At 61.1% G+C, this 12,315-nt stretch carries 10 protein-coding genes; 2 read left to right on the top strand and 8 right to left on the bottom strand.

The window, feature by feature from the left end; genetic code table 11:
- Positions 1 to 50: 50 nt before the first annotated feature.
- A complete protein-coding gene (gene aceA / locus VVD49_RS00400; RefSeq protein ID WP_327597139.1) occupies positions 51 to 1,364 on the top strand; it encodes an isocitrate lyase in 1,314 nt (437 codons plus the stop codon).
- Between the two features lie 86 nt (positions 1,365 to 1,450).
- On the opposite strand, the gene VVD49_RS00395 is transcribed toward aceA, so the two are convergent.
- The 6 genes from VVD49_RS00395 to VVD49_RS00370 all read right to left on the bottom strand — a co-directional run bounded on the left by VVD49_RS00395 (position 1,451) and on the right by VVD49_RS00370 (position 9,443).
- Positions 1,451 to 2,833, bottom strand: coding sequence for a phosphomannomutase/phosphoglucomutase (locus tag VVD49_RS00395; protein ID WP_327597138.1), 1,383 nt, complete (start codon positions 2,831 to 2,833; stop codon positions 1,451 to 1,453).
- A gap of 36 nt (positions 2,834 to 2,869) precedes the next feature.
- A complete protein-coding gene (locus tag VVD49_RS00390; RefSeq protein WP_327597137.1) occupies positions 2,870 to 3,958 on the bottom strand; it encodes an FIST signal transduction protein in 1,089 nt (362 codons plus the stop codon).
- Positions 3,959 to 4,010: 52 nt separating this feature from the next.
- Positions 4,011 to 4,412, bottom strand: a complete 402-nt coding sequence (locus VVD49_RS00385; RefSeq protein WP_327597136.1) for a PhaM family polyhydroxyalkanoate granule multifunctional regulatory protein — start codon at positions 4,410 to 4,412, stop codon at positions 4,011 to 4,013.
- 153 nt (positions 4,413 to 4,565) lie between these two features.
- Positions 4,566 to 6,527 carry a hybrid sensor histidine kinase/response regulator gene (locus tag VVD49_RS00380; protein ID WP_327597135.1) on the bottom strand — a complete coding sequence of 654 codons (1,962 nt, stop codon included), beginning with the start codon at positions 6,525 to 6,527 and terminating at the stop codon, positions 4,566 to 4,568.
- Positions 6,524 to 7,474, bottom strand: coding sequence for an ABC transporter substrate-binding protein (locus VVD49_RS00375; RefSeq protein ID WP_327597134.1), 951 nt, complete (start codon positions 7,472 to 7,474; stop codon positions 6,524 to 6,526). The genes VVD49_RS00380 and VVD49_RS00375 overlap by 4 nt, the downstream gene beginning before the upstream one ends.
- 7 nt (positions 7,475 to 7,481) lie before the next feature.
- Positions 7,482 to 9,443 carry a TonB-dependent receptor plug domain-containing protein gene (locus VVD49_RS00370; protein WP_327597133.1) on the bottom strand — a complete coding sequence of 654 codons (1,962 nt, stop codon included), beginning with the start codon at positions 9,441 to 9,443 and terminating at the stop codon, positions 7,482 to 7,484.
- Between the two features lie 407 nt (positions 9,444 to 9,850).
- Here VVD49_RS00370 and VVD49_RS00365 point away from each other — a divergent pair, with 407 nt between their 5' ends.
- Positions 9,851 to 10,525, top strand: a complete 675-nt coding sequence (locus VVD49_RS00365; RefSeq protein WP_327597132.1) for a response regulator transcription factor — start codon at positions 9,851 to 9,853, stop codon at positions 10,523 to 10,525.
- A gap of 18 nt (positions 10,526 to 10,543) precedes the next feature.
- On the opposite strand, the gene VVD49_RS00360 is transcribed toward VVD49_RS00365, so the two are convergent.
- Both VVD49_RS00360 and VVD49_RS00355 read right to left on the bottom strand, forming a co-directional pair.
- Positions 10,544 to 11,266, bottom strand: coding sequence for a P-loop NTPase family protein (locus VVD49_RS00360; protein WP_327597131.1), 723 nt, complete (start codon positions 11,264 to 11,266; stop codon positions 10,544 to 10,546).
- A 118-nt stretch (positions 11,267 to 11,384) separates the two neighbouring features.
- The gene (locus tag VVD49_RS00355; protein WP_327597130.1) at positions 11,385 to 12,098 is read right to left on the bottom strand and encodes a class I SAM-dependent methyltransferase; all 714 of its coding nucleotides are present in this window, start codon (positions 12,096 to 12,098) and stop codon (positions 11,385 to 11,387) included.
- Positions 12,099 to 12,315 lie beyond the last annotated feature (217 nt).

Raw genomic sequence — 12,315 nt, 5'->3', positions numbered from 1 at the left:
CCGCACGTGGGAGACCGATGTTGATCTGACATAGACCAGGAGACGTAACCATGAGCAGCACGCAGCAAGCACTGATGTTGAAGAAGGAGTGGTCCGAGAATCCGCGTTGGAAAGGTATCAAGCGTGGTTATAGCGCCGAGGAAGTGGTGCGACTACGCGGTTCCCTGCAGGTTGAGCACACGCTCGCCAGACGCGGCGCCGAAAAGCTGTGGCAACAGCTGAACGAGGAATCTTTCGTGAACGCCCTTGGAGCTTTGACCGGCAACCAGGCCATGCAGCAGGTCAAGGCGGGACTCAAGGCGATTTACCTGTCTGGATGGCAGGTAGCGGGCGATGCCAACATCGCCGGCGAGATGTATCCCGACCAGTCTCTTTATCCTGTCAATTCAGTGCCTGCCGTGGTGCGGCGAATCAACAACACCTTTACGCGCGCAGACCAGATCCAGTGGTCGGAAGGCAAGGGCGCGAACGATGCCGACTTCGTCGATTACTTTGCCCCCATCGTCGCTGATGCCGAGGCGGGCTTCGGCGGTGTGCTGAATGCCTTCGAGCTCATGAAGGCGATGATCGACGCGGGTGCGGCCGGCGTGCATTTCGAGGATCAGCTCGCGTCGGTCAAGAAGTGCGGCCACATGGGCGGCAAGGTGCTGGTGCCGACGCGCGAAGCCGTCGCCAAACTTGTTGCTGCACGTCTTGCCGCTGACGTCATGGGCGTGCCTACGTTGGTGGTGGCGCGTACCGACGCAGACGCGGCCGATCTGGTGACCTCCGACGTGGACGAGAACGACAAGCCCTTCTGTACGGGTGAGCGCACGATGGAGGGTTTCTACCGCACGAAGTCAGGCTTGCAACAGGCGATCTCGCGTGGCCTGGCTTACGCACCCTGGGCGGATATGGTGTGGTGCGAAACCGGCAAGCCGGATCTCGCGTATGCGAAGGCGTTCGCTGAAGCCGTCCATCGCGAATTTCCCGGCAAGCTATTGGCATATAACTGCTCGCCGTCGTTCAACTGGAAGAAGAACCTCGACGATGCAACGATCGCGAAGTTCCAGCATGAGCTCGGTGCAATGGGCTACAAGTTCCAGTTCATCACGCTGGCCGGTTTCCACAGCCTCAACTACAGCATGTTCAATCTGGCCTATGGCTACGCTCGCCAGAACATGACGGCTTTCGTCGAGCTGCAGCAGGCCGAGTTCGCCGCGGCAGATCGCGGCTTTACGGCGGTGAAGCATCAGCGCGAGGTGGGTACTGGGTACTTCGATGCGATCACGCAAGTGATAGAGGGCGGGCAGTCTTCCACCACTGCTTTGCACGGCTCGACCGAGAACGAGCAGTTCTTCGATGCACCTGCCAAAGCCGCCTGATCGGTAAGTCGCTATCAGATGAGTGGGAGCGCACAAAAAAAGCCGGATGCAAGCATCCGGCTTTTTTGTGTCCGCCAGGCCAGTGATCAGAATGGCAATTCAATGCCCGGCCAGGCGGCGCCGATCGTGCGGCGGAAGTCCGCCTGGATGCGTTCAAGCGCCGCAGCGTTGTCGGCCTCGAAGCGCAGCACGACGACAGGGGTCGTATTCGACGAGCGGGCGAGGCCAAAGCCATCGGCATACTCGATGCGCAAACCGTCGATGGTGATGCGTTCGACTTCGCCGTCGAACTTTGCCGCCTTGAGCTTTTCGACGAGTTGCACGGGCTCACCTTCGTTCATCTTGATGTTCAGCTCGGGCGTGCTGACAGCATCCGGCAACGCCTTGAGAATGGCATTCGCATCGGGACTGCGCGACAGGATTTCGAGCAAACGAACACCCGTGTAAAGGCCATCATCGAAGCCGTACCAGCGCTCCTTGAAGAACATGTGGCCGCTCATTTCGCCAGCCAGCGGGGCGCCGGTTTCCTTGAGCTTGGCTTTCACGAGTGCATGACCGGTGTTCCACATGACAGGCACGCCACCGTGCTTGCGAATCCATGGCGCAAGGTTACGCGTGCATTTGACGTCGTAAATAATCTGGCCGCCGGGTACGCGCGACAGCACGTCAGCCGCGAAGAGCATGATCTGACGGTCGGGGTAGATGATCTCGCCGTCCTTGGTGACAACGCCGAGGCGGTCACCGTCGCCGTCGAAGGCGAGACCCAGTTCGGCATCACCGTTCTTCAGGGCGTGGATGACGTCTTCGAGGTTCTCCGGTTTGGACGGATCAGGATGGTGGTTGGGGAAGTTGCCGTCGACTTCGCTGAACAGTTCGCTGAGCTCGCAGCCGAGTTTGCGGAACAGCTCGGGGGCGGTATTGCCGGCGACGCCGTTGCCGCTGTCCAGCACGATCTTCATGGGGCGGGCGAGTTTGACGTCGCTGAGGATGCGCTCGATGTAGGCGGGGCGCACGTCGATCTTCGAAACACTCCCGCTGCCGCTTGCGAAGTCGTTCTCGATGATGCGGCGGCGCAGGTCCTGGATCATGGCGCCGTAGAGCGTCTGCCCGCCGAGCACCATCTTCATGCCGTTGTAGTCGGGCGGGTTGTGGCTGCCGGTGATGGACACGCAACTGTTGGCGCCGAGGTGGTAGGCGGCGAAGTAGGTGATAGGCGTAGCGACGCAGCCGATGTCGATGACGTCGATACCCGTCGAGGTGATGCCGGCGGCGAGCGCTTCGGCAAAGCGCGGGCCGGACAGGCGACCGTCGTAGCCGACGACGATGGTCTTCTGGCCGCGCTTGAGGGCTTCGGTGCCAAGGGCCTGGCCGATGCCACGCACGGTTTCGGTGGTGAGGCTCTTGTCGACGATGCCGCGGATGTCGTAGGCCTTGAAGATTTCTGCCGCGGGCGATGCTGTCTGGCTCATAAGTACTGGCTCGTGAAAGTGTCGTAAGAAAACGGGTTAGAAGAAAAGTGTGAGCGTGCCGGTAAAACCGTAAAGCCGATCACCGGCGATCTCTCCGGAAGAGAAGAAACCCGCCAGAGGCAAGTTGTCAAAGACCTCGGCAATCATGGCGACCTCGCTGTCGTCGCTGTCGAACAGCGCGCCGCCGCGACCGCTCCCGCTGACGTAAATGCCACAGACAGGGGGTTCGGGGCAGGCTTGCTGCAGGCGCTGCAGCATCTGGCGGAAATCCTCCGAGGCGCTGTCCGCGTCCTGTCGTACGAAGACTACGTGCTGGCCCTCGCTGACGTTGTCGTTGATGGTGAGATGGCCGCGGCGCAAATCTACGCCGACGATATTGCGGACGGTGAACATGCGCCTGTCCTGTTCGGCATCGGTGAGACCGACGCGCAGATTGCGTGTGGCGCGGCGCAGGTCGGCACCCAGTGCGGGTCCGGCCGCTTCGCGAAACACCTGCAGCGCCGGGCGGCCATCGAGTTCCGTGATGCTGTGTTCGTCGGCGTCTGTGACCCGCCAGCCACCGGGCAGGGGCAAGCAACCCTGGCTGACGCCGGTGACAAGGCGAATGCGTTCGTCGAAGGCCACGCCGGACATGCCGCCGCTAAGGGCGGTATCGGCAATCTGGACGGGATGCTGGCGTGCGCTTGCCAGCCCGCCACTGATGCTGCCTGCACGTACCTTGCTGGCCATGTCCTGTACCAGCTCGCTCATGTCCGGCGTCGCGGGATCGCCATGCACAATCGCGCCGTACGCAGCAAAGTCGCGTGGCAGTGGCGTGCGCCCTGAGAACACCCGGAAGCTGTCCTTGGGCAGGCGGCACAACATCAACGAAATGCCGGGCGCATCCAGTTCGGCTTGCTCCGAGCCGAGTACGCCGACGCCGCTGGCGCCAACCCAGTGGCGCACGGGGGTTGCTGTGCGCAGGCGCTCGAGAATTGCATCGCAATTGGCTGTGAAGCGGTCAGAGATGTACACGAAGCCCAGATTGGCACCATCAATGCGCTGCAGGCGATGGATGGCATGCTCCAGCGCCAGATGCCAGTCGTTTGACTGGGCGTAGGCGCTGCTGGCAACGACATTGCTCATGCCGGCTCCGCGGTGGTCGCCCTGCGAGCGATTTCAGGTGAGATCCTCTGCATCATTTCTTGGTGTTTCTGCGCGGAGCAGGACGCGCACCCGTATCGGGAGGCGGTTCGTCTGCAGGGGACGTGTCCGTTGCGGCGGAGGCCGCTTGTGCGAAAGGCCAGGTCCACAGCGCAGGATTGGCGAAAGGATTGGCTGGCAACTCGCCGTTCTCGCCGGGCTGGCTCATTGCTCTGACGGCGGACAATGCTGCGCCTTGGACCTCCAGGCCCTGGATGGTCATCTGCAGCATCGACAGATTCATCTTTAGCCAGCCTTCAACGGCCCGCAGATCGGTAATGCGCTTGCTGATCTCGTCCACGTCCAGCGTGGGCGTGACCATGCCAGGCAAGCCAAATCCCAGGTTGCTCCACATTTGCCGTACGAAGTCCGTATTGTTGTCTTGGGGGGTGGTCATTGCTTCTTCTCCTGCGATCCGGCGGTGAGGCGGATGCGCGAATGCGTTTGCACACCTGCATGCTGCACGTGCGAAATGCAATAGTACCGCTTAGTCATGCTGCGATTGCGTACAGGCGCGAACGAAGCAAGCGTGAACCTGATTGATCGGAGATCAGGCTGTGGCGCTGTCGCCGGTGTGGGCATCACTATTGGCGCGCACATCTGCCAGATGCGACACGGCAAGGTGTGAAATGGCGGCGCGCAGTTTGGCCGGGCGCACCGGCTTGTGCAGCAATGGAATGCCCAGATCGGTGGCTTGGCGCAGCACTTCCGGTCCGGTATCGCCCGACAGCAACAGGCCCGGCAGGCCGGGGCCGAATTGTTGGCGCAAGGCGGCAATCACTTCCAGCCCGTTATGCGGGCCCGGGAGGCGGAAGTCGCTGATCAGGACTTGCGGCGCGACGTCATTGTCAGCCAGCGCATGCTGCAGAGCGTGGAGGCTTTCTCCTGAGACGACATAGCAGCCCCAGGCGCGCAGCAAACCGGCCAGGCTCTCCATTGCCAAGGCGTCGTCATCGACGATGGCGACGATAAGTCCGACCAGATCCACGCCCGCTCTCTCGTCCTTGGCCTTGTTTTCGATCGGACGCGCAGCGCGCACTTCAACGCTGAAGATCGAACCGCGGTCCGGCAGCGAGGTGAGCGTGATGTGATGGCCCAGCAGCTCCGCAAGGCGGCGCACGATGGCGAGACCCAGTCCGAGCCCTTTGCTGCGGTCGCGTGCCGCATTGTCGAGTTGCACGAATTCCTGGAACACACTGTCTTGCGCTTCCTGCGGAATACCGATGCCACTGTCACGCACTTCGATGTGGATGCGTGTGCCGCGTTTGCGGGCTGTCACCATCACGGCGCCACGAGGCGTGTAACGCAGGGCGTTGGTAACGAGATTGAGCAGGATGCGCTCAAACAGCAGCGGATCGCTGTCAATCCAGTACGCACTTGGCCTGACCCGCAGAATCAATCCCTTGTCCTGAGCGGCATGCTGATATTCGCTGGCGATGCGCTCGAACAGCGGACCCAACGCAAATGGTCGCGGATTGGCTGTGACCACGCCCGCGTCCAGTTTCGAAATGTCGAGCAGGCTGTCGAGCAGATTCTCCATGGCTTCCGCAGAAGCCGAGATGCGCTCGATGAGCATGCGCGTGTCGTCGTTGTGCGGCTTGTCTGCCAGTTCGGCGATGAACAGACCGAGCGCGTGCATGGGTTGGCGCAAGTCGTGACTGGCCGCAGCGAGAAAGCGGGACTTGGCGAGATTGGCTCGCTCGGCTTCCTCCTTGCGCTCGCGCAGTTCCGAGGTGGCTCCCGAAACCTGCTGTTCCAGCCCCTCGCGCGACAGCTTGAGGCGCTGAGCCATGTCGTTCAGGCCCTCTGCAAGCTGTCGTAAAGAGCCGCCGCCGATGACGGGTACGCTGACGTCGAGTCGGCCGCGACCGATGTCTGTCACGGCGCGCGCAATATGGCGGATCGGCTGACTGACCGATCGGCTCATGAGGGCCGCCAATGCAGCCGTGGCGGCCAGCACGATCAGCAAGGTGCCGATTGCGGCGAGCATCTGTGAGCGCTTGCGGCTTTGCAGGGGCTCCAGCGATAGCAGCACGACGATCTCGCCGAGCGAGGAAGGTGGGGCCGCACGCTGGTCATCCGACGTCAGCGTGTAGAGGTCTTCGTCGGTCGTGGGCGTGTAGCGCACGGGCTCGGCGATGCGCAGCATATTGCTGCCGACCTGCTCGATGCGCGATACGCTGTCAACAACCCCTGCCGCATGGGTTTGCAGACCCGCGACGGCCACCAGCTTGTGGTCACGATCAAAAATCGAGACGCCCTGAAGGTCTGAGTTGGTAAGGGCCGAGCTCGCCAGCTGTGCCAACGCATCGGTATTGCCTGAAAACAGGCCGAACTCGGATGCCGAAGCCAACTGCCGCGCGAGCGCCTGGCCGCGCTGGACCAGCGCATCTTCCACGTCGTGGAGGCGCGAGAACGTGAGCAGGATGGTCAGCAGAATGCCGAGTACCGCTGTTGGTACAAGAGCGACCAGCAAGACGCGGGTACGGATATCCCAGTTGAGCCAGATCATGGGCGATCCGTTCGCTCCATCCGCTCGAGGCGATCGCGAATGACGGTCTCGCTCTCCAGTTCAATGCCGAGCGAGCGTGCGACAACCGCATTGATGCCGACGGAAAATAGTCGTGGGAATTGCGGCGCGGGCAAGGGCGCCCCCCCGAGCAGCTTGCTGGCAATTTCTCCGGACTGGGTGCCGAGGTGCACCGGGGTCGAGAACAGTGCAATCAGCGCGCCGGATTTCACGGAGCCTTGTGAGAACCCCACTACCGGGACGCGGAAGCGGTAGGCGCTGAGGATGATGTTGGGAATTGTCTGCGTATTGAAGATCGAGGTGTCCGGCGTAGCCAGCAGGACGCCACCATCCGGGAAGAGGCGCTGGATTGCGGGATAGATCTCGCCCTCCGTACTGACGTACTCGACGCCGGGGCGTAGCTTGCGGTCCCGCGAAATCTGCGCAAGGCGCGCAACATTGTCGCGGCTATCGCGTCCGGCCAGCATGCCGATACGTTCGGTATCGGGCAGGGCGGCGCGCACCAGATCGATATAGCGCGCGGGTGGCTGGTCAATGAACAGTCCGGTGGTCTTGTGGTCTTCACGGCGCGCGGCTGGCAGCTTTTCGTAGCTACTGCGCGGAATCAGGGTCAGGAGCAGAGGTGCCTTGAAATCCTTGCTGGCGAGTACCTCCATGGCCTTGCCGCCAACACCGACTACGAGCTGGGCGTCGCCGAGGTTGCGGGTGGAGGCCTGATCACTATCCATGACGATGAGCTCGTGCCCGGCCGGGTCGCGCCGCAATTCGGCACGCATGGCTTCGGCGAACTCCTGGTAGGCGCCACGTGCCTCGCTAAGCACGACCGCAATGCTGGCCGCCCAAGCGCCTTCGCCGCCAATCAAGGCAGCAATCAACACCAGGGGCGTAAGCAGGATGCGGAACGAGGCGCGCGGGGCGAGGCTGGGCATGGACTCGTTAGTATTCCCAGCGGAAACCGCCAAAGATGCGGCGATCAGTCTCGTAGCGGTTCTTGAACTCGTTGTTGACCTGCCCAAGGTTCTGGGCGTTCACGAACAACTCCGCCTTGCCCCCCATTGCCCGGAATTCATAACCCAGGCGCAGGTCGGTGCGATGGTAGGGGGGCAGGTTTTCCTGCTCGGTCTGCTGCCAGTTCATGCGACCGTAGCGGTAGTGCGCGCCGCTGACGTTGAAGCCGTAGCCCAGTTCATAGGCGCCGGAAATGACGGTTGCAAGATGCGGGGCTGAGCGTTGGTTGCGGACTTCGAACTGCGTACCGACTTCGGTGCTGCGGATATTCATCAATGTCTGCGCGAGGCTTAGCCAGCTGCGGCGCGAGGGGCGCCACATCAACTGGTATTCGATGCCGTCGACGCGCGCAGAATCGCCGTTCACCGAGGTGCGTGCCTCTGGGCGAATCGGTGATAACTGATCGGTCGGTACGCTTAGCGGGACTTTTCGATCCTGGATCATGTCCTCGATTTTTTCATCAAATATGCGCACGTCGAGCGTTGTCGCGAGCGAGTGCAACTCTGCGAGGTAGCCCAGCTCCCAGGCCGTCAGTCGCTCCGGGCGCAGACTCCCCGCAGGCTGGTCGGTCCAGCGCAGCACTTTCCCGTCATAAATGTACTTGGTATTCGAATAGACCTCATATGGCGTAGGCGTACGGTAAGCTCGACTCCATGCCATGCGGAGGGTCTGCTGGTCAGTCGCATGGTAATTGAGCGCCAGGCGTGGAGCGGTGTTTGTGCCTGAAAGGGAAGTTTTTTCCACCATCGCTCCGCCGTTGATCAGCCAGCTCGACGCGGGGCGCCATTCGAGGTTGCCGAAGATGCGAGAGTCCTGCGTGGTGACGGTGTCGATACCGTAGAAATGCTGCGGCGAATAGACGCTGTCATTGCGCCATCCTAGTCCCCACACGGCGCGCGCCGTGGAGGAAAGCGTCTCAAAGCGCTGGAACTCGATGTCATCACGATTGGTCTGGTAGCCCGAGTCGCTGGTCACGTTGAGCGAGGCCGGCAAGCCGAACGCCCGCATGAGAGCGGAAGGGATTGGCACTGTTTGTGTAAAGGAGTCTTTTCCGAACTCGTGCTGATGGTAGTAGGACAGGGTCCAGTCATCGCCGTCCGCCTCGCTCTTGCGCAGGCGGGCGAGCGCATACGATTGTTGAACGGTCGTCCAGCGCGGCGGGTCGCCATCGTCGCCATAGTTGCCGCGGGCGAGCCCTGCCTTGTTGGCGCCCGCATGCATCTCCAGTGCGAGCTGATTGTCGATCTGGTAGTCGCCGCGTAAATCGAGCAACTGCAGATTGCGGCCATCGTAAAAGCCCGCAAATCCGTTGTCGCGTTGTTGCTGCGCACGAATGCGCAGGCCAAGGGAGCCTGTCTTGATCGTCGCTGCAACCGAGGCGTCGTCGATCCCGCCTTCACCCTGTTGCACGCTCACGGAGGCGCGCTCCGAGTCCATTGATTTGCGCGTGGTGATGTTCACCACGCCAAGAAAGGCATTGGAGCCATAAGTGGCTGAGTTGGAGCCGCGCGTGACTTCGATGCGGTCAATGTCGTCGATGTTGACGCCAAGATTGTTCCATTCGATCCCGCCCAGAAAATACGGCGAGTAGGCTGATCGGCCATCGATCAACACCAGCATGCGGTTGGAGCGGTCCCGTGCTAGCCCGTGGTAACCGGCGACCGGATAGCTGCCATAGGCCATCGTGGCGATGAAGCCGGGTACCAGGCGCAGGACTTCCGTGATGTCGCGTGCGCCCGAGGCGCGAATCTGCTCGCGGTCCAGCACCGTCACGGACGCGGGGGCATCGCGCAGCGGCTGTGACAGTCTCGATGCTGACAGTACAACCGGAGATTCATCCAGGTAGGGCGACTCATCGTCTGCTAGCGCGCCGAAGCATACGCCGGACATGCACAGTGCGCTCGCCAGGCGAGTGAGCTGTGATTGTTTCGAGGGCCATGAGCGAGGTGTGCTCATCCGGCTTTTCGGGGTGGATGAATTGGGCGGAGGTTCATGGCTCTGGAAAACAAATCCACGCATTCGTGCAATAAGTCGCTTTCAACGTTCAAGCGCACGGCTTTGCCGGACGATAGCAATAATGTGGATTATCGGTAAGCGTCTCGTTGAACGGGCATGCAGAAGTATCTTTTGCCTGATGGCGGAAACACGGACTGATGCTTTTGTATGCCAATGTACTTATATGATCTGTTTGGCATTTTCAGAGGTGTTATGTTTGTCAGAACGAATATGCTAATCGTAGTAACGGCGCGGATTCCCGGCTTGTTGACTTGCTGTTGTGCTATCCTTACGGCCTTGTCATGTCACTGCGATGGGCCCTGCACAGCATGAAAGAGTGTCGCATTCTTGTCATCGAGGATCACGCGTTGGTGCGAGAGGCGATGGTGCGTGCTCTGGATCGATTGGGCATGCAATGCAGCTTTGCGCAGGCGTCTTGCGGTCAGGAGGCGCTGGCAATTGTTGAGGCGCAAAAAGACTTCGATCTGGTGCTCGTCGATCTGATGCTGCCTGATATGAGCGGCTTTTCTCTCCTGTCTGTTCTCGCGCACCGCTTTCCAGCCATTCCCGTTATCGTCGTCTCTGCCTTGGCTGACGAGGCTTCGGTCAAGCGTGCGCTCAAGGCGGGCGCCTCCGGTTTTCTTCCCAAGACCCTCTCTACCGAGCAGCTTGTTGGTGCGGTGCAGACCGTCCTCAATGGTGGCGTGGTGACGCCCGAGCTGTCGGAGATGAGTCCGCAGCGTTTGCCGCGCAAGCGCAGTGTTGAATCAATATCCGAGCAATTCGGGCTGACTGCTGCCCAGACGCGCGTCATGGAGCTGATGGTCGAGGGGCGCACCAACCGTGAGATCGCCGAGCTTCTGGGGCTTGCCGAGGGTACCGTCAAGGTGCACTGCTCGGCGATTCTGCGCGCCCTTGGCGTGGCTAACCGTGCGCAAGCACTTGTGGTGCTGGCGCGGCAGGGCTTGCGAGGTTAGCGGATGCTTGCGTGGCCTTCAGTGCCGCATGGTTGATTGATACGGCCCCGGCGGTGTCGCTGCGCTCGGGTTTGCGGCAGCCGATGCAGCAGGTGTCGCCGGCATGCTCGGCGCGACGGGCTTGTACGCAAAACTTTCCTTATGTTCCGTCATGTCCAGAATCATCCGGGCGAGTGCGCGCGTCGCGTTGTTAACGGCTGTCGGGAGTTGCTCCGGTACGGTTGCTTGCAGTAGCAGCTTTGAGGATGAGACGGCCATTACCGGGGGGAGGACGCGTGAGCGCAGGTGGGCTGGCATTGTTGCGACAAGGCGATCCGCAGCCTCAAGTTGCCAGCGATTATGCGGCCATTGCGAGGGCAGGGCGTGGGCTCGCGGGAAGCGCTCCAGATCCTGGATTACCGTGCGCAAGTCTTCTGCAGAGTCGCGGAACGGCAATAAGACCAGGTTCGATAGCTCATAGAGTGCAATGTCCGTGTCGGTGCGATTGGCTCCGCCATCCAGCACGCCGATCCAGCCTGGGAGATTGCGCAGTTTGTCCATCATTTGCTCGCGCGCCTTGGCGGAGCGGGCGTCGGCGACAACGTAGCGCCGCCCTTCGGCGCGAAGTGGTTCGCGTAGCTCATCGGTCATGACGCATGCGGCGCGTCGTTCGAGGAGCGCCAGTCCATGGCAGAGCATGTGGGATAGAGTGGTCTTGCCTGTGCCGCCCTTGTTGCCGATTACGCAAATGATTTCAGCCATGGTTCTGAATTGCCCTGAGTGTCGCAAGGAGTTGTTTTGCGCTGCCGTATTGTCAGCGCTCTCATCATGCTGCCCTCTGGGGCTTCGGAGTGGCGAAAGAAGGCGGACGAAATCGGGTCTATTGCCGTGACTTGGGGGTGGTCGCGTGTCCGGGAATGCGATAGCAGAAGAGATGGGTGTTGCGCTTGTCTCTGACGCTGATCACGTGCTCGGGCGTGGCTCGCGAGATCTCGAATGAATTGCTGATTAGCCAGCTGCCTGGGCGCATTTCGCGGACGGCCTTGGCCCACAGTGCGGGCATCGGTACCGGGGACAGGAACGCGTACACAACGTCAAAACCTTGCAGCGAGCCCTGCCAGAAATCGCCTCGGCTCAGATGGGTGTTGGGAATGTCCCGGCACAGGCGGCGAGACAGCCAGTAAGGTGCTGGCGCTGTCTCGATGCCGTGAACCTGCCAGTCCGGCCGTAATTGCGCGAGGCGCAGTACTAGTGAGCCGGTGCCGCTGCCGATGTCGAGTGCTGTCAGTGGCTGGTTGTCGGGCAGCCAGGCTGCAAGTCTGTGTACGGTCTGTTTGTTGGACAAAAACAACGGCACCTGAGTGCGAAAGCTCGACCAATACACCAGCGCCAAAAACACAAATCCGCCGAGATATGCCCATGGCGGCAGACCGCTGCCCGCAGCCAGGACCACGCAGGGCATGAAAAGCATGTGGATGGGAATCCACCAGCGTGCCGAGCGCAATCCTGCAGAAAAGAAAGCCGCCATTAGTCCTTGCGACACCGCTAGCGCCAAGGGGGTGGAAAATGGCAGGTTGCCGCTCTGGCCGATCATGAAAAGCAGGGCGAGGCTACCCAGTTGGGCGATCAGAGCCTTCAGTGCGGGCATGGCTGGCGTCGGTATGGAAAGGTAAATATGTTAGCGCGCGATCTCGTTGTGTCACACGTCCATGAGGGGCGCTGTGCCTGCTGCGAGACAAATTCCTCGCATTTGTATTCAAAAAGACCTTGACTAGCGAAAGTTCGATCTCTATAGTTTCCGGTCTCGCGCT

The organism is Uliginosibacterium silvisoli (genome assembly GCF_036017035.1).
GTDB classification, from domain to species: Bacteria; Pseudomonadota; Gammaproteobacteria; order Burkholderiales; family Rhodocyclaceae; genus Viridibacterium; species Viridibacterium silvisoli.
The sequence above is the reverse complement of the archived record's forward strand: the minus strand, read 5'-3'. Positions and strand labels throughout refer to the sequence as shown.